The 20,587-nt window shown below is 41.6% G+C and carries 14 protein-coding genes and 1 pseudogene; 11 read left to right on the top strand and 4 right to left on the bottom strand.

The window, feature by feature from the left end; genetic code table 11:
- Positions 1-20 precede the first annotated feature (20 nt).
- Entirely contained in the window at positions 21-314 is a 294-nt protein-coding gene (locus MF4640_RS12180; protein ID WP_004693345.1) for a hypothetical protein, read from the bottom strand.
- A pseudogene (locus tag MF4640_RS12175) lies at positions 311-1,870 on the bottom strand (PepSY-associated TM helix domain-containing protein). The gene MF4640_RS12180 and the pseudogene MF4640_RS12175 overlap by 4 nt, the downstream one beginning before the upstream one ends.
- A gap of 682 nt (positions 1,871-2,552) precedes the next feature.
- Between MF4640_RS12175 and lpxB the strand changes: the two are divergent.
- Positions 2,553-3,725: a lipid-A-disaccharide synthase gene (lpxB, locus tag MF4640_RS12165; RefSeq protein WP_078389747.1), complete on the top strand. Its 1,173-nt coding sequence runs from the start codon at positions 2,553-2,555 to the stop codon at positions 3,723-3,725.
- A 69-nt stretch (positions 3,726-3,794) separates the two neighbouring features.
- Here lpxB and MF4640_RS12160 read toward each other — a convergent pair whose 3' ends face one another.
- Both MF4640_RS12160 and MF4640_RS12155 read right to left on the bottom strand, forming a co-directional pair.
- Entirely contained in the window at positions 3,795-5,999 is a 2,205-nt protein-coding gene (locus tag MF4640_RS12160; protein ID WP_078389746.1) for an OsmC domain/YcaO domain-containing protein, read from the bottom strand.
- A 282-nt stretch (positions 6,000-6,281) separates the two neighbouring features.
- A complete protein-coding gene (locus MF4640_RS12155; protein WP_078389745.1) occupies positions 6,282-7,214 on the bottom strand; it encodes a helix-turn-helix transcriptional regulator in 933 nt (310 codons plus the stop codon).
- Between the two features lie 169 nt (positions 7,215-7,383).
- Between MF4640_RS12155 and MF4640_RS12150 the strand changes: the two genes are divergently transcribed.
- The 10 genes from MF4640_RS12150 (at position 7,384) to MF4640_RS12105 (ending at position 20,573) form a co-directional block, all read left to right on the top strand.
- Positions 7,384-8,580: an alkane 1-monooxygenase gene (locus MF4640_RS12150; protein WP_078389744.1), complete on the top strand. Its 1,197-nt coding sequence runs from the start codon at positions 7,384-7,386 to the stop codon at positions 8,578-8,580.
- A 167-nt stretch (positions 8,581-8,747) separates the two neighbouring features.
- Positions 8,748-9,215: a Cys-tRNA(Pro) deacylase gene (ybaK, locus tag MF4640_RS12145; RefSeq protein WP_078389743.1), complete on the top strand. Its 468-nt coding sequence runs from the start codon at positions 8,748-8,750 to the stop codon at positions 9,213-9,215.
- 418 nt (positions 9,216-9,633) lie between these two features.
- A complete protein-coding gene (locus MF4640_RS12140; protein ID WP_078389742.1) occupies positions 9,634-11,418 on the top strand; it encodes an IucA/IucC family protein in 1,785 nt (594 codons plus the stop codon).
- The gene (locus MF4640_RS12135) at positions 11,411-12,862 is read left to right on the top strand and encodes a lysine N(6)-hydroxylase/L-ornithine N(5)-oxygenase family protein (RefSeq protein WP_078389741.1); all 1,452 of its coding nucleotides are present in this window, start codon (positions 11,411-11,413) and stop codon (positions 12,860-12,862) included. Before MF4640_RS12140 ends, MF4640_RS12135 begins: the two co-directional genes overlap by 8 nt.
- On the top strand, positions 12,859-14,694 hold the full coding sequence (locus tag MF4640_RS12130) for an IucA/IucC family protein (protein ID WP_078389740.1): 1,836 nt from the start codon (positions 12,859-12,861) through the stop codon (positions 14,692-14,694). The genes MF4640_RS12135 and MF4640_RS12130 overlap by 4 nt, the downstream gene beginning before the upstream one ends.
- Positions 14,695-14,722: 28 nt before the next feature.
- The gene (locus MF4640_RS12125) at positions 14,723-15,367 is read left to right on the top strand and encodes a GNAT family N-acetyltransferase (RefSeq protein WP_078389739.1); all 645 of its coding nucleotides are present in this window, start codon (positions 14,723-14,725) and stop codon (positions 15,365-15,367) included.
- Positions 15,364-15,744: a hypothetical protein gene (locus MF4640_RS12120; protein WP_078389738.1), complete on the top strand. Its 381-nt coding sequence runs from the start codon at positions 15,364-15,366 to the stop codon at positions 15,742-15,744. Before MF4640_RS12125 ends, MF4640_RS12120 begins: the two co-directional genes overlap by 4 nt.
- Complete coding sequence (locus tag MF4640_RS12115) at positions 15,732-16,991, top strand: MFS transporter (protein WP_078389737.1); 1,260 nt, start codon at positions 15,732-15,734, stop codon at positions 16,989-16,991. The genes MF4640_RS12120 and MF4640_RS12115 overlap by 13 nt, the downstream gene beginning before the upstream one ends.
- A gap of 15 nt (positions 16,992-17,006) precedes the next feature.
- Positions 17,007-19,271: a TonB-dependent receptor gene (locus MF4640_RS12110; RefSeq protein ID WP_078389736.1), complete on the top strand. Its 2,265-nt coding sequence runs from the start codon at positions 17,007-17,009 to the stop codon at positions 19,269-19,271.
- A gap of 75 nt (positions 19,272-19,346) precedes the next feature.
- On the top strand, positions 19,347-20,573 hold the full coding sequence (locus MF4640_RS12105) for an MFS transporter (RefSeq protein WP_005399544.1): 1,227 nt from the start codon (positions 19,347-19,349) through the stop codon (positions 20,571-20,573).
- The last annotated feature ends 14 nt before the right edge of the window (positions 20,574-20,587 follow it).

The raw sequence follows: 20,587 nt of genomic DNA, 5'->3' as shown, positions 1-20,587 counted from the left end.
GTGAGTTGAAGTGTAAGTGATTATTTAGATTTAGTTTTTTTTGGTTTTAAGTCGTTGATGCTCAGAATCAGTATAAAAAGTATCGGAGTAGTAAATACAAATAAACAGACACTTCCCACACCGCGACCCGTGAATTGAATCAATAAAGTTAAAGCCGCGGCCAGTACACCAAAAGCCAAATATCGGCAGATTTGATAATGTTCTGCACACTTAGCCCAACGTGACTTTTGAGTTTTAGGGCGCTGCTTATCGCTCACCAGAAATAACACATAGCACCCGAAAGTGATGAGAAGTCCTGCAATCAGGTAGATCATGAATTGGACTCCTGAACCGCAGTGTTGGCATATTTTTTCTGAATTTTTTGTACAGCTTTTTGTTGAATGGGCTGGATTTTTTGATGTAAAAAAATAGCCAATATCGCAAGGATGATGATCATAAGATCAACTCGCAAGAATAACCAATATTCATGTAAGTCATGTACATATTGGTGGCTGATTAAATAGTAAAGATTGAAAATAGGCAAAGATACCGCCAGTAAAATGAAGACTTTCAGTTGAGTTTTCCAAAGGTATTGCTGTGGAGTGAGCAATGCAATGACTAAACTGAGTAACCAAGTGCCGAAAAATGCGTAGATTTCGTAGTTGGGTTGACCTGCTTCTAACTGAAGTAAACGGTTTGCACAAAGATAACTGAGCATGGCAATCGGCAAGCCAATGATGGCAGCCGTATTTAGGCGGTTAACTATATAATGTCCAAAGTGGAAACTTTGTTTCTTATTTTGTAACTGACGTTTTAAGCTCCAGAGTAAAAGTCCAGACGCAATCATGGCACAGCCTAAAAGCCCTGAGAAAAATAACGCAAAGCGTAATAGAGGCTGCGCAAAGTGTGCCATATGTAAACCATAGACTCCATTATTGAGCGTGGCAATTGCACTATTATTCCGAGTGTCACCGAGCAGGGCACCAGATTCACCGTTAAAGCTGAGTTGGGCTTGGTTTCGCGTGATGCTTCGGTCAGCTGACTCAACCAAGTTCACCTGAGCGATATTGGTATTGGGGTGTTTGACCGTAATATTGCCAATTTCTGTTTTACTCCAACGCTGCTCAGATTATTGTATGAAGTACTCAATCGGTCGCATCGTAGCAGGTGTCGGTTTAGCCTCAGAGCTGATGCTCATATTTCTAATTTCATCAAAATATTGGAACGGTTGCTCTGGGTAAAGTTTCTTCATGCCATTGGGAAGAATGAGATAAAAGAAAATGGCTAAACCAGTGAATGTAATGGTCAGAAAAAAGGGCAAAGCAATAACAGAGGTGACATTGTGAAAGTCTAGATACGAGCGTTGCCCCTTGAAGGCTCTTAGAGTAAAGAATTCGGTGAATATCTTTTTGTGTGTGATGATGCCTGAAATGAGGATGATTAACATTAAGAAGGCCGCAATAGTGACTAAAAGCCTACCGATAAAATAGGGCACACCATACAGCTGATAGTGAAAGCCATAGAAAAACTCACCGCCTTGAGTTGCAGATAAGGTGACTTCTTTACCCGTGTTCGCATCCAAAGTCTTATTTTCGTAGCCACCATCGGCCTTTTGCCAGTAAATTTTATTAACAGGTGAACTCGGACTAGCTACACCGATATACCAACTTTGCGCATCTGCAGCATTTTTTTGTAAGTATTGATATGCCGACTTCATCGCAGTGTCTTGTTTGACCTGCATGGTGGCAAATTGCGGTTGCATCCACAAATTTATTTCATGACGATAATAGGTCGCAGCACCTGTTAAAAAAATGGCAAATAATAACCATCCCAGTGTTAGTCCAAGCCAAGAGTGTAGCCATGCCATTGATTGGCGAACAGATTTTTGCATGGTTTAACCTACGAACTTCAGCAATAGAAAAAAGCAAAGGGAAAGCGAAATGGTTGAAGCGCTTAATTTTTTCAGGGATTGAGCACAAAAGCTCAAAATGACAAAAATGATAAAGAAAATAAGAGATAGAAAAGCCGCCAAATAAATGGATTCTGCTTTAGCTAAGTGAGGGTAAAAACTAAGGGTAAGCAGTTCTGATAACATGAATGTACATAAATAGCCTAAGCCAAATGCGATCAAAAACCGGAACATAACGGCTATAGGGTATTTAAGCTGACTTAGGGACATAAAGATCACATGAATGAAGTCATAAAGGGGGCTTAACGTTGTACTCACTAAGCATTGAACCTAAATTTAATATTTAAGCAAAACACAATCATTTCTATTGTGCGTATAAGCAATCGACGTAGCCAAAATACTGGTATTAAGCAGCGTAAGTTGAGCAACAGAGTATATATGAATTAACGATAATGATTCTCAGTAATTTTATGTTCTAATAGGCATCTTATGCAATATTTAAATGATCGAAAATTGAAATTAACCCGACTTTTTTCGTGTTCTTTAGATGTATCAAATAAGTCATTCATTTTTTATCTGCAGCATAAATAGAAAGAGCCGATCAATACCCATCCCAAAAGACGCTATGTTATGATGCATGGGTTGAAAAATAAGGAATAATGCTTTGCAAAATCGGAAACTTAAAATTGGAATCGTAGTGGGTGAAGTATCGGGTGATACTTTAGGTGCTAAACTTATTCGCAGTTTTCGTGAGCAAGGAATTGATGCAGAATTTGAGGGTATTGGTGGCCCGCAAATGATTGCAGAGGGTTTCAAGAGCTTTTATCCGATGGATATTTTGTCTGTTATGGGGTTGGTTGAGGTTCTTAAAGACATTAAAAAGCTTTTTGCTGTACGTGATGGACTGGTAGAGAAGTGGACAGCCCATCCTGTCGATGTGTTTATTGGGATTGATGCACCAGACTTTAATCTGCGCCTTTCAAAAAGTTTAAAACAAAAACAACTGCCCATAAAAACCGTGCAGTATGTTAGTCCTTCCGTTTGGGCATGGCGTCAGGGACGGGTTCATGGCATCAAAGCTTCTATTGATTTGGTGTTGTGTTTATTTCCGTTTGAAAAAGCATTTTATAAAAAATGGGATGTTCCTGCTGCGTTTGTAGGACACCCTTTGGCGAGCCAATTGCCTTTGGAAAACCCAATTTTACAAGCCAAAGAAGAACTGGGTTTAGATCTGACCCAAAAGCATATTGCCTTATTGCCGGGAAGTCGACGTGGTGAAATTGAAAAGCTCGGTCCACTGGTTTTAGATGCTGCAAAATTGCTCTACGCCAAATATCCAAACTATCGCTTTGTGATACCAGCAATCAATGATGCACGTAAGCAACAAATCGAAGCTTTGCTTACTCAGTATCCAAAAGCATTGGTCGATCAAATTGACTTGCTTGAAAACTCAGGCACCGAGTCGAAGATTGGCCGCCAAGTTATGAATGCCGCTAATATTGTAGCTTTGGCTTCAGGTACAGCAACTTTAGAAGCTATGCTGTTACACCGACCAATGGTGACCTTCTATAAGTTGAACTGGCTCACCTATCATGTGGTGAAATTCTTGATCAAGATTCAATATTATTCATTGCCGAATATTATTGCAGGCAAGAAAGTGATACAAGAATTAATCCAAAAAGATGCAACGCCTGAGAAATTGGCGGCTGAAATTGAAAAATTAATGAATATTGAAACCGCACAGATTCAGGCTATGCAGCACATTACCATGCATAAACAGTTACTTGCAGGTAATAGTGAAAACCCTGTTGAGGCGATTTTAAATATTTTAGATTAATTCTCTTTAAGACATCGTAATAGTACAGTGAGAAACAACCCAAACGTATTTGGGTTGTTTCTTTTTACTTTAAGGTTTTAGTCCAACTGCTTTGGCACGTGCAGCATGTAACTTTTTATAACTGTCGATTAAACGTAAGTGACGGTCTAAGCCTTCAAGCTTCATACTGGTTTCTGTTAAACCATAGAAACGAATACGACCTTCAACTGTGCCTATTACCGCATCCATACGTTCATCACCGAACATACGGCGGAAGTTTGCTTTATACTCTTCCAGTTCCATATCGTCATTCAACATCACTTCGAGCACGACATTCATGCATTGGTAGAACAGACCGCGTTCAACGGTATTGGTGTTGTATTGTAAGAATGCTTCAACCAAGTCTTTCGCTTCCTCAAACTGCTCTAATGCAAGATAGATGAGTAGTTTAAGTTCAAGCAGAGTCAATTGACCCCATTCGGTATTGTCATCAAATTCAATCCCGATCAAAGTCTTGATTTCAGTATAGTCGTCTAGCTCACATTCTTCTAAACGTTCAACCAGTGCTTCAAGCTGTTCGTCGTCTAAACGGTGTAAGTTGAGGATGTCTTCACGGTAAAGTAGCGCTTTGTTGGTGTTGTCCCAAACCAAGTCTTCAACCAAGTAAATTTCTGAGTAACCCGGTACCAAGATACGGCACGCCGTTGCGCCTAAATGTTGGTAAATGGCCATATAGACTTCTTTGCCCATATTTTCCAAAATACTGAACAGTTCATCAGCCTCATCAGCATTTGAGTTTTGGCCTTGATTGGTAAAGTCCCACTCGACAAAGTCATAGTCCGATTTGGCACTAAAGAAACGCCATGACACCACACCACTTGAGTCAATGAAGTGCTCAACAAAGTTATTGGGTTCAGTGACCGCATTTGAGCTAAATGTTGGGCGAGGTAAGTCGTTCAGACCTTCAAAGCTACGGCCTTGAAGTAGCTCAGTTAAGCTACGCTCAAGCGCAACTTCAAAGCTTGGGTGTGCACCGAAAGAGGCGAATACACCACCTGTACGTGGGTTCATTAAAGTCACACACATCACAGGGTATTGACCGCCTAGAGAGGCATCTTTCACTAGTACAGGGAAACCTTGCTCTTCTAAACCTTGGATGCCCGCTAAAATACTTGGGTATTTCGCTAAAACCTCTTGAGGTACATCTGGCAGGGTCAGTTCACCTTCCAAAATTTCACGTTTTACCGCACGCTCAAAAATTTCAGATAAGCACTGTACTTGTGCCTCAGCTAAGGTGTTTCCTGCACTCATGCCGTTACTAAGGTACAAGTTTTCAATCAAGTTTGATGGGAAGTAAACCACCTCAGCATCAGACTGGCGAACAAAAGGTAAAGCGCAAATACCGCGCTCAGTTTTCCCTGAGTTTGTGTCGTATAAATGCGTACCTAACAGTTCTTCTTCAGGGTCATAAATTTCAAGGGTGTACTCATCCAGTACACCTTCTGGCATTTCACCATTTGGACCTGGCATGAACCATTTTTCATCTGGATAATGCACAAACTCGGCATTGGCAATGTCTTCACCCCAGAACTGGTCGTTATAGAAGAAGTTACAGTTCAGACGTTCAATGAATTCACCCAGCGCAGAAGCTAAAGCACTTTCTTTGCTTGACCCTTTACCGTTGGTAAAACACATGGGCGATTGAGCATCACGAATATGTAAAGACCACACATTTGGCACAATATTACGCCAAGAGGCAATCTCAATTTTCATGCCTAGACCAGCCAAAATACCTGACATATTGGCAATGGTTTCTTCTAAAGGCAGGTCTTTACCCGCAATGATGGTGCTGGTTTCAGAAGCGAGGCTTGGAATAAGCAGGGCTTGTGCATCGGCATCAATGCTTTCCACTTCTTCAATAATAAACTCAGGACCTGTTTGAATCACTTTCTTAACAGTACAACGGTCGATAGAGCGCAATATACCTTGGCGATCTTTTTCTGAAATATCCGCTGGTAGCTCAACTTGAATTTTGAAGATTTGTTTATAGCGGTTTTCAGGGTCAACAATGTTGTTTTGTGACAAACGAATGTTGTCGGTTGGAATGTCACGTGCCAAACAATACACTTTGACAAAATAAGCCGCGCAAAGCGCAGAAGATGCTAAAAAGTAGTCAAATGGACCGGGTGCAGAGCCATCACCTTTGTAGCGAATCGGTTGATCGGCAATGACTGTAAAATCATCGAACTTCGCTTCTTGGCGAAGATTATCGAGATAATTAACCTTGATTTCCATGCTGGCACCTAAATTTTCTTATATGTCAGCATGGACATACAAGAGATAAAATATTGAAAAATAAGCCGAATCACGGATGAAAACTGGACTTAAAAAAGTGTGGCTAGAGCGAAAAAGAACAAACAAGCAGTGGTTTGAAGCCATCTCTAGCAAGGATGCGGGATATTATAGTGTGATTTTCACAAGATGCTAATCTTTGTCTGCAAGTTCAAGGTATTTATCTCGGTGCACAAAGACATAAGCAAAGTGAAGACTGCTATTAAACCATTACGGACGAGTATTTTAAGTTGGGTGTTGATTATTTCTATATTGGCTTGGGCTCATTTGATACTGTCGTTTAAAGCTTTGGCTAAAAGCCGTTTCTGAGTTGTATCCTACCCGATGTGCAATTTGCTGAATTGTACCTTGTCCATTACGCAGGTATTGGGCGGCTAAACGCAGACGGTGTTGTTGCAAATAAGCCAAAGGGCTAGTGCCTAAAATTTGGCTAAACAATGTGGCAAATTTAGAACGTGACATACAACACTGTTCTGCAAGGGACTCAACGGTCCAAGGCTGTGCAGGTTCCGCATGAATTTTTGCAAGGGCATTGGAGAGTTCAGGATGAGATAAAGCACTCAGCCAATTGTTCGAGTCTTGCAGCGCGTCAATATAATCACGCACACATTCAATTAATAAAATACTCACCAAATGATCCAAAATTTTGTCACGGCCTGGGCGTATACGTTGGACTTCTAGAGCGAGAAACTGCAGCCCAATTTGCAACCATTCAGGAACCGTGCTGAGATCTTTGTGTTGAAGGTGAATAAACGCGGGTAAGGCCTGTACTAAAGGACGCGCCATAATGGGGTCCATATGTGCATGTAAGGCCAAGATCACAGTTTTTTGTTGTGTCGCATCACTGCCAAAAGAGACTTCTTTGTGTTGGTTTTGGGCAAATAAGTCAGAAATATCGAATACTTCTAACAGTTGGTCGGTGGTTGATGAGCGACACTCATGACTTGGCCCTGAAGGCAGTAAGATCAAGTCGCCCACTTCAGCAACAATAATTTGTGTAGCATCTAAACAAATAGTGAGTTGTCCTTGAAGTACCGCATAGGCCATCATGGTTGATTGTTCGGTATAGCGAAAAGCCCACTCACCATGCGGTTTAAGGTAGAGGTACTCAGATTGGTTGAGGTGTATATCTTCAAAAATTTTACTTAAAGCATCCATACTTTACGATTTCTAGTCTTTATATCTTAGGCTTAATATTTGATTTAGGGTCAATTTAAGTCATTTCAGGCCAAGGACGATTACGCTGTTTTCTTGGACGTTAGCAACTGTTCTTTATGTCCCATTTCTAGAAATATAAAGGCATAACAAGAAAATTGGAAGAATGGTAATGAATGCATCAGTGAAAATGACGAATTCTAGCGTGGTCGTCAAAAATGCAGCAGGGATCGATAAAAAGCGTTTTGGCTGGCTCTTGAGTCCTGGGCTTCCTGTGATTGGCATGGGCATTTTAGCGGGCTATCATTTTGGCCCGAAACCCACCAAGAAAATCTTCGCTTTGGGTGGGCCGCTGTTACTGCATGTGATTATTCCTGCGGTAGATGGTCTGGTCGGTGCGGATGAAAACAACCCTTCAGATGATGAAATTAAGGTCTTGGTAAATGACCCGTACTATGACCGTATTGTGAAATTGTTCATTCCGCTACAAATGGCAGCCAATTTGTTTGCTGGTTATGTGGTGACTCGCCAAAATGTATCGATGCTCGACCAAATATTATTGGGTGTCTCCATGGGGGCAATTAATGGAGTAGCGGTAAATACAGCACATGAGCTGTGCCATCGTCCTAAAAAATCAGATCATTATTGGTCACATATGACTTTAGCGCCGTTGGTCTACAACCATTTCCGCATTGAGCACCCTTATGGGCATCATAAACGTGCTGCGACGCCAGAAGATCCTGCTTCATCGAAAATGGGCGAGACTTTTTATGAGTTTTGGCCGCGTACCGTTTTCGGTGGGTTGAAGTCGGCGGTTGAAATTGAACATAAACGCCTAAAACGAAAAGGTCTGTCTTTCTTCTCCAAAGAAAATGAACTGTTTCATGGATGGGCGATGAGTACTGGTTTTCATGCAGCCATGTTGAAATTGTTTGGTAAAAAAGTGACGCCATATCTGGTGACACAAGCATTTTATGGCGTGAATCTGTTTGAAATTATTAATTATATTGAACACTATGGTTTAAAGCGCAGCCAAAAGGAAGATGGCAGCTATGCGCGAACCATGCCAGAACACAGCTGGAATAATAACAACATTGTGACTAACTTATTCTTATACCAGTTACAACGCCATTCAGATCATCATGCCTATCCAACCCGCCCATTTCAGGCCTTAAGACATTTTGATGAAGCCCCTGAACTACCGAGTGGTTATGCCACCATGTTAATTCCAGCGTTAATTCCAAAGCTGTGGTTTAAAATGATGGATCAACGAGTGTTCGACCACTACGAAGGTGATTTGACCAAAGCCAATATTTTGCCAAAGCGCCGTGCTCAAATCTTTAAGAAATTTGGATTAAGTGCGGACTAAAATGTGATATTTCAGCGATAACAAGCTGCATACATAGTTGATATCGAACTTACAGTCATTGATTTGTTGAGTGCCTGTAAGTTCGATGCTCATGATAGGCGTACCGCTAAACTTTTTTTTTGAATAGGCATATAATGCTGGGTATGTAGTGAAAATATTGAACAGAAATGACACCTGCAACCAAACTATTAAAAGCCAATAAAGTCGATTTTTCTATTCATGAGTATGAACATGATGCCAATGCAAAAAGCTTTGGGCTTGAAGCCGCAGAAAAATTAAATCTACGTGTCGAAGAGGTATTTAAAACACTGTTAGTGACCGACGAAAAAAACTATTTTGTTGCGATTCTTCCTGTACATCATCAGTTAAACTTGAAAAAAGTTGCACAGGCAGTGGGGGCAAAAAAACTAAAAATGTCCGACCCTAAAGATGCAGAACGACTGACAGGTTATTTGGTCGGTGGGATTAGTCCTGTTGGACAGAAAAAAAGGTTAAAAACCGTGATCGATCAAAGCGCACAACAGTTGGAGAAACTCTATGTCAGTGGGGGGAAGCGCGGCTTAGATATCGGTTTAAAACCTCAGGATTTAGCAAAAGTACTTTCAGCCACTTTTGCTGATGTACTGGATGAATAAAGAACAGTGAAGTCTTCACTTCTTCGTCCCTATTTGATTTAAGTCTTGAGCTCTTTTGAGTATTAATTCGAGCACAAATGAAAGCCCATTCAGTCACCTGAATGGGCTTTTCCTTATGAAATATAGGGAAATTTTATAGTTCGAATCAATTATAAATTCATAAACTATCATTTAAAGCTATGGTGTAATTTCGTATAGGCTTTATTAGAAAAACTGATTAAATTTTTAAAAGTATTAAAAAACAATAATATATGTTGGTGTAGTGCGTATATTTTCAAAAGTAAACAAAATTGCAAAGATAAATGATAATAATTACCATTAACATGCTTTCTGCAGCGTTGGCCAACGTGAACATCTTTAAGAAACATAATTACATGAAATGAGCTTGGAATAAGCTTTAAAAAGAGGAAATGGTCAGATGAAAGAGCTAGCCAATCGCTTGGCGATGCAGCATCTTGTCAATGCATACTCACAAGAAACAGGCCAAGCGAGCTTGTTTGAGAAGTATCAACAAAATTCAACTCAACTCGCGTTTAGCCAAGGTTTGACGCTGTTATCTTTGCCGCTTAGTTTAATCCAAGCACAGCTTTTTGTTCCGTTAAGCTATGTCAGTCGTGTTGGGCGACATCGTATTGCGGCTTTACCACAAATTTTTCAAAAAGGCCAAAAGCTTAACTTTAGCGCAGTAGCCATGGTCAGTCTGTTACTAGAAGAGTTAGTGCAACAATCCGAAGGCCGTGTCGATGCTGCATCCTTGGTTGAGCGTTGGATTCAAAGTCGTGATGCATTACAACAGTTTTTAAATATTCGGGCAGAGGATTTTGATGCGCTCGTACAGGCTAAGCAAAGTTTTATAGCGTCTGAACAGGCTTTGATTTTAGGTCATAGCATGCATCCCGCACCGAAAAGCCGAACAGGTTTTGTCCATGAGGACTGGCAAAAATATTCACCTGAAGCTTGTGGTCAGACCCAGCTGCATTATTGGCTGGTGGCACCTGAATATATTGCAGAAGGAACAGCGCTTGAGCAGGTTTTTTCAATACAACTTAAACAAGAAATCAAATGGCATTTGTCTGAATCGGAACTTGAAACCTTAGCTGCATATGCACATTACAAGCTGCTACCACTGCATCCATGGCAAGCCCGCTATTTACAAAGCAAAGTATGGTTTAAAAGTTTAAAGGCTAAACTAAAAATCATCGATTTGGGCGAAAAAGCATGGATATTTTCACCAACCACTTCTGTACGTACTTTGGCGAGTTTTAACGCGCCGTGGATGCTGAAACCATCGCTTTCAGTGATGATTACCAACTCTATCCGCGTCAATTTAGCAAAAGAATGTCACCGCGGTGAAATGACGCATCGGCTTTGGCACAGTGAGTTAGGGCAAAGTATTTTAAAACAATATCCAACTCTAAAAGCGGTCAATGATCCGGCGTGGATTGCTCTTCAGTTGGATGGTGAAATCATCGATGAAACGATTTGTATTGTACGTGATCAGCCGTTTACTCCTGAACAGCAGGTCACGTGTATTGCTTCATTGTGTCATGATCATCCGGTAGAAGAACGTAATCGTTTTAATGCATTATTTGATCAGATTGCTTTTCAACAAAAGTTGGAGGATAAGGCGAAAATCGCACATGATTGGTTTAAGACCTTTTTAAACATCAGTCTGACCCCGCTAATGTATGTTTACCATCGTTATGGTATGGCCTTTGAGTCGCATCAGCAAAATGTCTTGGTTGAGTTGAAAGATGGCTGGCCACAGTGGCTATGGCTACGGGACAATCAAGGTTTTTATTATATCGAAGAACTCGCAGATGAAATTTTACAACAATTTCCAGAACTGCATGATAAAGCCCATGCAGTAGGCTCCAAGACTTTTGTCGATGAGCGCTTTAGTTATTATTTCTTTGGCAATACCTTGTTTGGCATCATCAATGCCATCGGTGCAACAGGTTTTGTTAGTGAGCAAGATTTACTGTCTGTTTTACAGCAACACCTCTTTGACCTGTTGAAGCAATATCCAGAGAGTAGTTTGATTCAAAGTCTGTTGTATCAACCGACGCTGCCTTATAAGGGTAACTTACTGACCCGTTTATATGAACTGGATGAATTGATTGCACCCGTTGAAAATCAGTCTGTCTATATTCAGTTAGCCAATCCGCTCTATATCAAACAAGAGGATGCCATCTATGCTTGATTTTATTGCGATTGGCCTTGGGCCATTTAACTTAAGCCTAGCCAGTTTGTTGCATGAAAAGACTGAATTGAACTATCTGTTTTTTGAAAAAAAAGCGCAGTTCGACTGGCATGCAGGTATGCAACTTCCCAATACGGTCTTGCAAGTTCCATTCATGGCGGATTTGGTGTCGATGGTCGATCCGACCAGTCCGTTGAGTTTTTTGAATTACTTAAAATCACAGCAACGCTTATATAAATTCTACTTCCTTGAGCAGCCCCATATTCCACGCCGTGAATATAACCATTATTGCCAGTGGGTGGCAGATCAACTGGGTCATATACAGTACAAGTCAATGGTGAAGGCCATTTATGCCAAGAACGAAGGTTTTGAGGTGGTGGTTGAGCAAGGCGGCCGTTTTATTCGTTACTTGTGTCGAAACTTGGTGATTGGTTCGGGCAACCAGCCTTATCTACCTGAATGTCTGCGTAAGTTACAACAACAAGTCCCTGAAAAGTGCATTGATTCGGCAGATTACTTAACCCATAAAAAAGACAAGCTCAAAGGCAATGTCGTAGTTTTAGGTTCAGGTCAGTCTTCTGCAGAAGTCTTTTTAGATTTGTTCGATCAGCAGTATCAACATGACTGTGTACCAACGGCTAACTTTAAGTTGCATTGGCTGACGCGTTCCAATGGTTTTTTCCCGATGGAATATGCACCTTTGGGCTTAGAACATTTTAGTCCGAACTATACCCAACATTTTTATAGACTCTCAGAAACACAAAAAGCAGCGCAGTTAAAAGATCAGGCCTTGCTGTACAAAGGCATTAGTGCCAAAACCATACGTGAGATTTACCAAAAACTTTACCACCGTAGTATTGCCTCTGCTATACAAGCAACACATTTGCATGCACAAATTCAGTTGCTTGATGCTGAGTTACTGGAAAGTCAGCAGATTCGCTTGAGCCTTGAACATACCGTAACCGAGCAACGTTTTTATATGGAGGTTGATTTTGTAGTGGCATCTACAGGTTATTACAGCCCTGAGTTTTCATTTTTAAAATACTTAAAGCCCTTGATTACAACAGATCAAGCGGGGCGGTGGACGGTCAGCCAAGACTATCGTTTGCAGCATACAGCAATGGGTGAAATTTATGTGCAAAACCAAGAAATGCACAGTCATGGCGTAGGTACACCTGATTTAGGTTTAGGCGCTTTTCGTGCTGCGACCATTGCCAATCAACTACTGGGTTATCAGCTGTATGAGCTGGACAGTAATGAAGAGACCTTTCAGCATTTCAACACTGAGCAGAACCCTGAAATGTATGTGCAGAATGACACATCTATTACACGAACAGCTGCTTTAGCACCATCGATTCCTAAATCAAAAAATATTGAGCAGCGCAAAATACAAACAGGGGTACATCCCTCTATGCAGCCTTATACATTCGAGAAAATCATATGAGCTTTGCACAACTTCAAGTGAATCAGAAACAGTGGCGTTTGGCAGGACAGCGCTTAATTGAAATGGCGATTGCTGAATTTTTATATGAAGAAATTATTCAAGTGACCGATTTAAAGAACAATCGTTACCAGCTGACGTTGGATGATCAAACCTATACTTTTAAAGCACAAAACTATTTATTGGGACATTGGCAGATTGAGGAGGGTTCAGTACGTGAGTTGAGCGTGGCTGAAGACCTGCCTGCATGGAACTTACATACTTTTATTCGCGCGTTTTCAAATCAAACCGAAGTGAAGCCTTTTACCAAGGCATATCTCATCAAAGAAATGAACAATACATGGTTAGCCGAGGCACATTTATTTGATGAAAGTCGTTTAAGCAGTGAAGCGGCATTGACGGCATCGCATCATGAAATTGAAGGTATGCTCCGTGGTCATCCGTGGTTGATTATGAGCAAAGGTCGTATGGGTTTTGGTTATGACGACTACTTAAGTGCCGCTCCTGAACTTTCGCCAACAGTCAAAGTACTGTGGCTTGCGGTGCATCGTGATTTGGTAGAGTTCCGTTCTACCGAGGAGTGGCAAGCGGGGACACTTTATCAATATGAGTTGGATGCAGAAGAGTTAGATAGCTTTGAACAACAGTTACATGAAAGAGGCTGCTCTTGTCGTGACTATTTCCTTATTCCAGTACATGCATGGCAGTGGCATCAATGGTTAGTGCCAACCTATGCCAATGAAATCGTGGATCGGCGCATTATTGAACTAGGCGTTGGGCAAGATGACTATGTACCTATGCAGTCGATTCGCACGCTTTGCAACATCAGTCAGCCTGAGCGTCATTATGTCAAATTACCTGTCAGTATCTTCAATACTGCGGTGTATCGTGGGTTGCCGTCTAAACGAAACTTAGCAGCTCCAGCCGTCACAGCTTGGTTAAAGCAGATTCAATCTCAAGATTCAGACTTGAAACAGTCAGGCGTTGCATTCTTAGGTGAAGTGGCAACTTTGACTATTCATCAGCCTTGTTTTGATCAGATTGAAGGTGCGCCGTATCAGTTTAAAGAACTGTTTGGGTGTTTGTGGCGTGAAAGTGTAGATCCAGTGATTGGAACAGGTGAACAGGCACTTTCTCAAGCGGCTTTATTACATCGAGACATCAACGGACAGTCGATATTAGCCGTGTTGATTCAGGCGTCGGGTTTGAGTCCATTACAGTGGTTAAAACGCTTTGCCGAAGTCTCTGTTACTCCACTCTTAATCTGCTTGTACAAATATGGCTTGGCTTTTTCTCCACATGGGGAAAATACCATGCTTATTCATGCCAATGGCGTACCGCAGAAAATGGTGCTGAAAGACTTTATTGATGATGTCAATTTGGTTGATGAAGACTTTCCAGAATTGGCCAGTTTACCTATTGAAGGGCAAATTTTACTGCGTCATCCTGCGCATGAACTCAGCCATTTTATTTTCACTGGGCTATTTATGGTGCATTACCGTTATATCTGTAATGTATTTTTACAAGACTACCCTGAGCATAGCGAAGTTGAATTTTGGCAAACCATTTCATCGGTCATTGATGCTTTTCATCAGGCGCATCCAGAGTTGGCAGAACGCATTGAAAAATTTGCCATGTTTAGAGCCGAATTTGAAAAAATTTGTTTAAACCGAGTGCGTCTATTTACCACCAGTTACAACGACGAAGCAGAACGTCCTGTCCCGGTATTTTTAGATCCAATTGCCAATCCTGTCAGCCCTAAAACCTTAAAACGATGGTCAGCGCAGGTATCTAAATCAACTGACGATACAACCACAAAGCGTATTGCATCATAAAAAACCAAAAAATTTAGCAGGCTACCATATGAAAACACTTTCACAGCAACTTCCCGATTTCTACGAATACTATGAGAATAAGACGCAATTTTACTTGCGCCAAGTACAATATCCGCAGGACTTAGCACTGTTACATAAATGGATGCATGAGCCTCATGTTATTCCACAGTGGCAGTTGAATAAGTCTGAAATTGATCTCGCGGTGTATTTTGAAAAAATGCTGGCCGATGACCATCACCGTTTGTTGATCGTTGGGGTGGATGGACAGGATGTGGGCTATACCGAAATCTATGAAGGCAAGCGTGACCGTCTAGGACGTTATTACGATGGTGATGATTTAGACCTCGGTTGGCATTTATTGTTTGGTGAAAAGTCGGCTTTCGGTAAAGGCTACTTGCGTCCAGTGATGCGGCTATTAGGTTTTTATATTTTTGAAAATGCACCTTCCGACAAAATTGTCGGGGAGCCTGACCACACCGTTAAACCTTATGCCGCAGTAGTGGAAGAAATGTGCTATGAGGCGCAGCGCTTGATCCCGATGCCTGAAAAAACGGCCATGTTGTATTACTGCTTTAAACAAAAATTCTATGAAAAATTTGGAGGGTATTTAACTGATTCAAATGCATTTATGCAAAACCATAACCCACTCAATAGGACTGAGGAACTTACATGAGCTATAGCTCAGAACATATACAAATCATGGACATGCGCTTTTCAGCGCATGTCACTGTTGCCGAATTTGAACAATGGCTCAGTCAAGTTGAACGTTTTTTATTAAAGAAACAGAACTTTGTTTTGGTCATGCAAACCGATATCGGTACGGAATTTCCTGAGGAATACCGTCAACTGCAAGCGGTTTGGTACAAAAAATACAAACAACTTTTTTTTCAATACTGCTTGGGTCTGGTTCGAATTGCACAAGACCCAACCGATCAACAACGACTGAATACACCTTCACTGCATGCTGCATGGCGGGTGCCTTACTACGTCACACTTGATCATTCTGATGCACTGCAATGGGCAGTGCAGAGGTGGATATGCAAAACCTAAATACACAAAGAGCAACACGCCAAATCTCAGCTTTGAGCTTAGCTGTTGTCATTGTTTTATATCTGGCACATGCCTTGCCTTTGTATTTTTACAATGTGGCATTGCCCGCTATTTTACGACATCAGGGGGTAGATTTACGTTGGATTGGAATGCTGTCGCTGCTTTATATTCCATGGGCGTTTAAGTTCTTATGGGCGCCACTCATCGACCGGCTTTATATCAAAAAGTTAGGTAAACGAAAAACATGGTTGCTCTTTACGCAAGTAGCCTTGGTACTTGGGGTATTGGCCTTGGCCTTTACCCAGTTCTCTTACGGCCTCGCGGTGTTTGTTGTGATTGGCTTGTGGATTTCAAGCTTTGCGGCGACCCAAGACATTGCCATAGATGGTTATACCGTAGAAACCTTTTCAGCGTCTGAGTACCGCCTAGGCAGTATGGCTCAGAGTATAGGAGTCGCTTTGGGGAGTATGTTGGGTGGTGCAGCGACATTATGGCTATACCAGTACTATGGCTGGGAAAGTGCATTGGTATGTTTAGCACTTATGACCGCTTTAACGATGTTTGCTGTTTTTTATATTCAAGAAAATACAAACGAACAGACAAATATTGCCAAACAAGCGCCTAGCTTAATCCGTGCTTTTAAACGACCTGAAATTTTATCTGCCTTGGCACTGATCTTGTGTTATCGCGTGGTGGAAGCACCAGCAATGGCGATGCTCAATCCAATGCTGATTGATCAAAAATGGACGCTTGCCCAAATTGGGGTGCTGATGTCTGTGATAGGAGCAGGTGTGGGTTTGTTGGCTGCTGTGAGTGCTGCATTTTTATTGAAAAAAATTCAGGCTACACAGTTGCTCATTTGGGCAGGGTGGTGCCGAACAGCATTGTATGGGGTGATTGGCGCAGCCATTATTTTGGGTTGGTTAAACCAGTGGCATCTGCTCTTGGGGGGATTTGTCATTGTCATGCTTGCGATTCGTTATGTCGCGATGACTTCGTTATATGCCTATTTCATGCAAAGCAGTTCCAAAGAACAGGCAGGCACCGACTTCACCATCTTGGTGTGTTTTGAACTGTTGGTTTATTTCATCGGGGGAGCCGCATCGGGCTTTTTAGCCAAATCACTTGGCTATGGCAATTTTTATGTGGTGTTGGCGGTTACGTCTGTAGTCAGTGTACTACTGAGCCAATACATCATTGCACGTCATCAAAAAACTCAACAAAAACTGTTGAATCAAGAACTTTAATAAAAGGAAAAAGAAATGAACCGTTTTATGTTACCTATGCAGTTGACTTGTTTAACACTGGCTGTATGTACACAGTTATATGCTCAAGATAACGTTGTAACAAATTCAGCAAGTCAGACGAGCAGTGTTGAAGCCCAACAAAAAGAAACCACACAACTTGCACCGATTGTGGTGACAGCAACCCGCTCTGCAAAGAGTATTGCGGATATTGCGGGGACAGTTTACAGCATTGACCAAGCTGAAATTGAAAAACAGGCCAATGCTGGCAAGAGCATTGCCGATATTTTGGGAACACTGGTTCCATCTCTTACACCGAGTAGCGGAACAACCTCAAACTATGGCATGACCATGCGTGGTCGTGTGGTGCAGTACATGATTGATGGTGTGCCACAAACGGGTTCACGTGATGGTTCGCGCCAACTAAATAGCATTCAACCGTCTATGATTGAACGTATTGAGGTGGTTTCAGGGGCGACCAGTATTTATGGCTCTGGAGCAACAGGCGGGATTATTAATATTATTACTAAACGTGGTGGTCAAGACCCAATTAGCTTTGAAACTAAAATTGGGGTAACGGCGGGTAATAACTTTAAATCAGATGCTATGGCTTATGAAGCATCACAAAGTGTCTTATTTAATCAAGGTGCATTGCAAGGAGCTTTCGGTGCAAGTTACACCACTCGCGGTGAAATTCAGGATAGCCATGGCAATCGCATAGGACCTGAGGTTGCACAGACAGACCGCCAAGATACGGACACATTAGACCTCAATGGTCGTTTGACGTGGAATATTTCAGATAGTCAAAGCTTAAGTTTTGGTGCGCAATATTTTAAAGATGAACAAGACAGCGAATATGGGGCAGACTATGGTCCAAATTTAGCTTATGTAAAACGAGACCCGACCTATACAGCCAGCCTTGCTGCAGTTAAAGGCATGCAACTTGAGACTCAACCTCAAACTGAACGCTATGCGTTTAATACACAATATGAAAATCAAAATGTATTGGGTCATACCTTAAATGCCGAAGCGTATTATCGTAACGAACAGGCACGTTGGTTTCCTTCAGCCCAAGCCATGGGTGGCGGTTTATACCTTGTTTATCAATCGGAAACAGATATTGATGTGTACGGTGCGCGTGTTGCTTTGCAGAAACAGTTTGATTTAAATGGTCGTAATTTGGGACTCAGCTACGGCATTGATTATGAAAATGAACAAGATGAACAAAATATTCAAATGTATGATAGTGCTGCATTTGTTGCCAGCAACGGGCTAAATTATAAACCTTTTAATTATTATGCTTTTGGACCTGATGTAGAAACAGAAAAGTTGGGTACTTTTGTGCAAACGGACTTTGATGTAACGGATCGTTTAGGTTTAAAAGCAGGGGTACGTTATGAGCGTGTAGAAAGCCAAGTAGATGAGTCGACGCCGTATATGGAGGCAATTACAGCGGACTTGCAGCCAGGCTACCAAACCAAAACTTTAAATGGCGGTAAGGTAAAGCATGATGCTACATTATTTAATTTGGGCGCGCTTTATCACTTAACGGATGCTCAACAAGTTTTTGCAAACTTTTCTCAAGGATCAAATTTACCGGATATTCAACGTATGCTTCGTGATGTACCAGCAAGTTTTACTGTGAATAGTCAAACTATTGATCCAATTAAAGTCAATAACTATGAGCTGGGATGGCGTGTACAAGCTGCAAACGGTTTAAATGCGAGTGTCACCACTTTCTATAATGACTCAGATAAAAGTTTAAAATTTGGCCGTCCCAACTACACGATTGAAGTACTAGATACCGATGAACGCGTTTATGGTGTTGAAGGAAATCTGTCATATCGACTACAGCCAAATTGGACAGTGGGTGGAACCATGGCCTACACCCGCGGACAATTTAAAAATACCGCAGGAAAGTGGCAAGAGCTAGACGCAATTCGTGTTGCACCACTGAAAGGCACGGCATTTTCTGAGTGGCAGTTTAACAATGACATGAGCCTGCGCGTTCAAGCTCTTGCTATTGGTGGTACTGATAAAGCCAAAAAAGATGCTGTAAAGTACGGTTCAACGGTTCCTGCTGAAATTAAAGGCTTTGCAACAATGGACGTCATAGCCAATGCCAAAGCAGGTCCAGGTACGGTCGGATTTGGTGTATATAACGTTTGGAATACGGACTATAAATCAGTCTATAGTCAAGCGGTGGAGTCAGTTTATGGTGCTATTTCAAGCTTACCTGCTCAAGGTCGAACCTATGGTTTGAGCTACACATTAAAATACTAATTGCACAACCAGAGGTAGCTTTCAGCTACCTCTTTGCTTTGTAATCTCGCTTTAAGAAATGGTTTAAATAATAAAATGAATAGCAATAACAAAATCTTTATTGCAGGCAGCCTTGCCAATGGCGCTTGTTTTTCGATGATTTTACCTTTACTTGCACCGTTTATTCGGCAACTGGGGCTGACGGAACTGCAAGGGGGTACATTGGTTTCGGCTGGTGCTTTGGTGATGGCCATCTCAGCTATTTATATTTCTAAACAAACCCAAAAATTTAGTATTTATCAGCTTTTAAGTATCGGTTTTATCGGTATGGCGATCACTTGGGGCTTATTTGCGGCGGTACTCAGTTATGGGCTGAGTTATGCCATTTCATTTGCTGCTTTGTTTAGTTTATTGATATTGACCCGTGCCAGTACTGGCTTTTTTATGGCGATGCCACAAATTGCGCTGCAAAGTTATGTCATGACGGCTTTTCAAAGTGAGCAGGAACGTAGCCAGAATATGGCGAAGTTTGGCGCGCTGAACAGTTTAGGCGTGGTGATAGGTCCTTTAGCGACGACATTATTGCTGACATGGAGTATGTTGACACCGTTATGGGGCGCAGTGGCTATTTTAACTGGTATGGCGGCTTGGATTGTACTAGGCTTTCAAGGAAAGCAAGCGTCACAGACACAAGAACGAGATGAAACCACAGCTAAATTACAAGACGTGCCTACAGAAAAGCTGCAATGGTCAAAGTTAGGGATTTGGTTATTGTTGGGCTTTAGCTTATATGTTGCGATTGTCACCCTGAATTTAACCGCTGGTTTTTATATCCAAGATCGATTCCATTTCGATACCTATCAGAGTGCAATGTATTTTTCTCAGTGTTCATTGATTGTGGGGATAGCGCTCGTTTTGATGCAATTGGCGATTTCAAAATGGTTTAAATGGTCAATTAAACCATTGCTTTGGGTAGGCCTTGTGACGATGGTTTTAGGTTTATTACTTTCACTGAGTGCCAGTCAGATTTGGACTTTTCAAGCGGCTTATATTTTTTATGGTATCGCCGTGGCCTGTTTAATTCCAGCTTTTACCACAGGGGCAGCCCAAACCGCACCAACCACGCTACAAACTAAAATTGCCAGTTTATGCACAGCTACGCAAGCACTGAGTTTCGTTTTTGCACCGTTGTTAAGTACAGGCTTATATCAGTGGAATCAGCATTTACCCTATTATTTTTTATTGGCGTTGATGACGGGGCTAATTCTGTACTTTAGCTTTAAACACATACAAGCCAACAAGGATCTCAGTAGTGTGGCATGAGATCCTTGATCGAA

Source organism: Acinetobacter sp. MF4640, from assembly GCF_002018895.1.
GTDB classification, from domain to species: domain Bacteria; phylum Pseudomonadota; class Gammaproteobacteria; order Pseudomonadales; family Moraxellaceae; genus Acinetobacter; species Acinetobacter johnsonii.
Note: the sequence above shows the minus strand (reverse complement) of the source record. Positions and strands in the feature narration are given on the sequence as shown.

Excerpts from the sequence above, each read along its gene's own strand:
- MF4640_RS12180 (WP_004693345.1), bottom strand. The coding sequence starts at position 314 with ATGATCTACCTGATTGCAGGACTTCTCATCACTTTCGGGTGCTATGTG.
- MF4640_RS12160 (WP_078389746.1), bottom strand. The coding sequence starts at position 5,999 with ATGGAAATCAAGGTTAATTATCTCGATAATCTTCGCCAAGAAGCGAAG.
- MF4640_RS12155 (WP_078389745.1), bottom strand. The coding sequence starts at position 7,214 with ATGGATGCTTTAAGTAAAATTTTTGAAGATATACACCTCAACCAATCT.
- MF4640_RS12150 (WP_078389744.1), top strand. The coding sequence starts at position 7,384 with ATGAATGCATCAGTGAAAATGACGAATTCTAGCGTGGTCGTCAAAAAT.
- ybaK (WP_078389743.1), top strand. The coding sequence starts at position 8,748 with ATGACACCTGCAACCAAACTATTAAAAGCCAATAAAGTCGATTTTTCT.
- MF4640_RS12140 (WP_078389742.1), top strand. The coding sequence starts at position 9,634 with ATGAAAGAGCTAGCCAATCGCTTGGCGATGCAGCATCTTGTCAATGCA.
- MF4640_RS12135 (WP_078389741.1), top strand. The coding sequence starts at position 11,411 with ATGCTTGATTTTATTGCGATTGGCCTTGGGCCATTTAACTTAAGCCTA.
- MF4640_RS12130 (WP_078389740.1), top strand. The coding sequence starts at position 12,859 with ATGAGCTTTGCACAACTTCAAGTGAATCAGAAACAGTGGCGTTTGGCA.
- MF4640_RS12125 (WP_078389739.1), top strand. The coding sequence starts at position 14,723 with ATGAAAACACTTTCACAGCAACTTCCCGATTTCTACGAATACTATGAG.
- MF4640_RS12120 (WP_078389738.1), top strand. The coding sequence starts at position 15,364 with ATGAGCTATAGCTCAGAACATATACAAATCATGGACATGCGCTTTTCA.
- MF4640_RS12115 (WP_078389737.1), top strand. The coding sequence starts at position 15,732 with ATGCAAAACCTAAATACACAAAGAGCAACACGCCAAATCTCAGCTTTG.
- MF4640_RS12110 (WP_078389736.1), top strand. The coding sequence starts at position 17,007 with ATGAACCGTTTTATGTTACCTATGCAGTTGACTTGTTTAACACTGGCT.
- MF4640_RS12105 (WP_005399544.1), top strand. The coding sequence starts at position 19,347 with ATGAATAGCAATAACAAAATCTTTATTGCAGGCAGCCTTGCCAATGGC.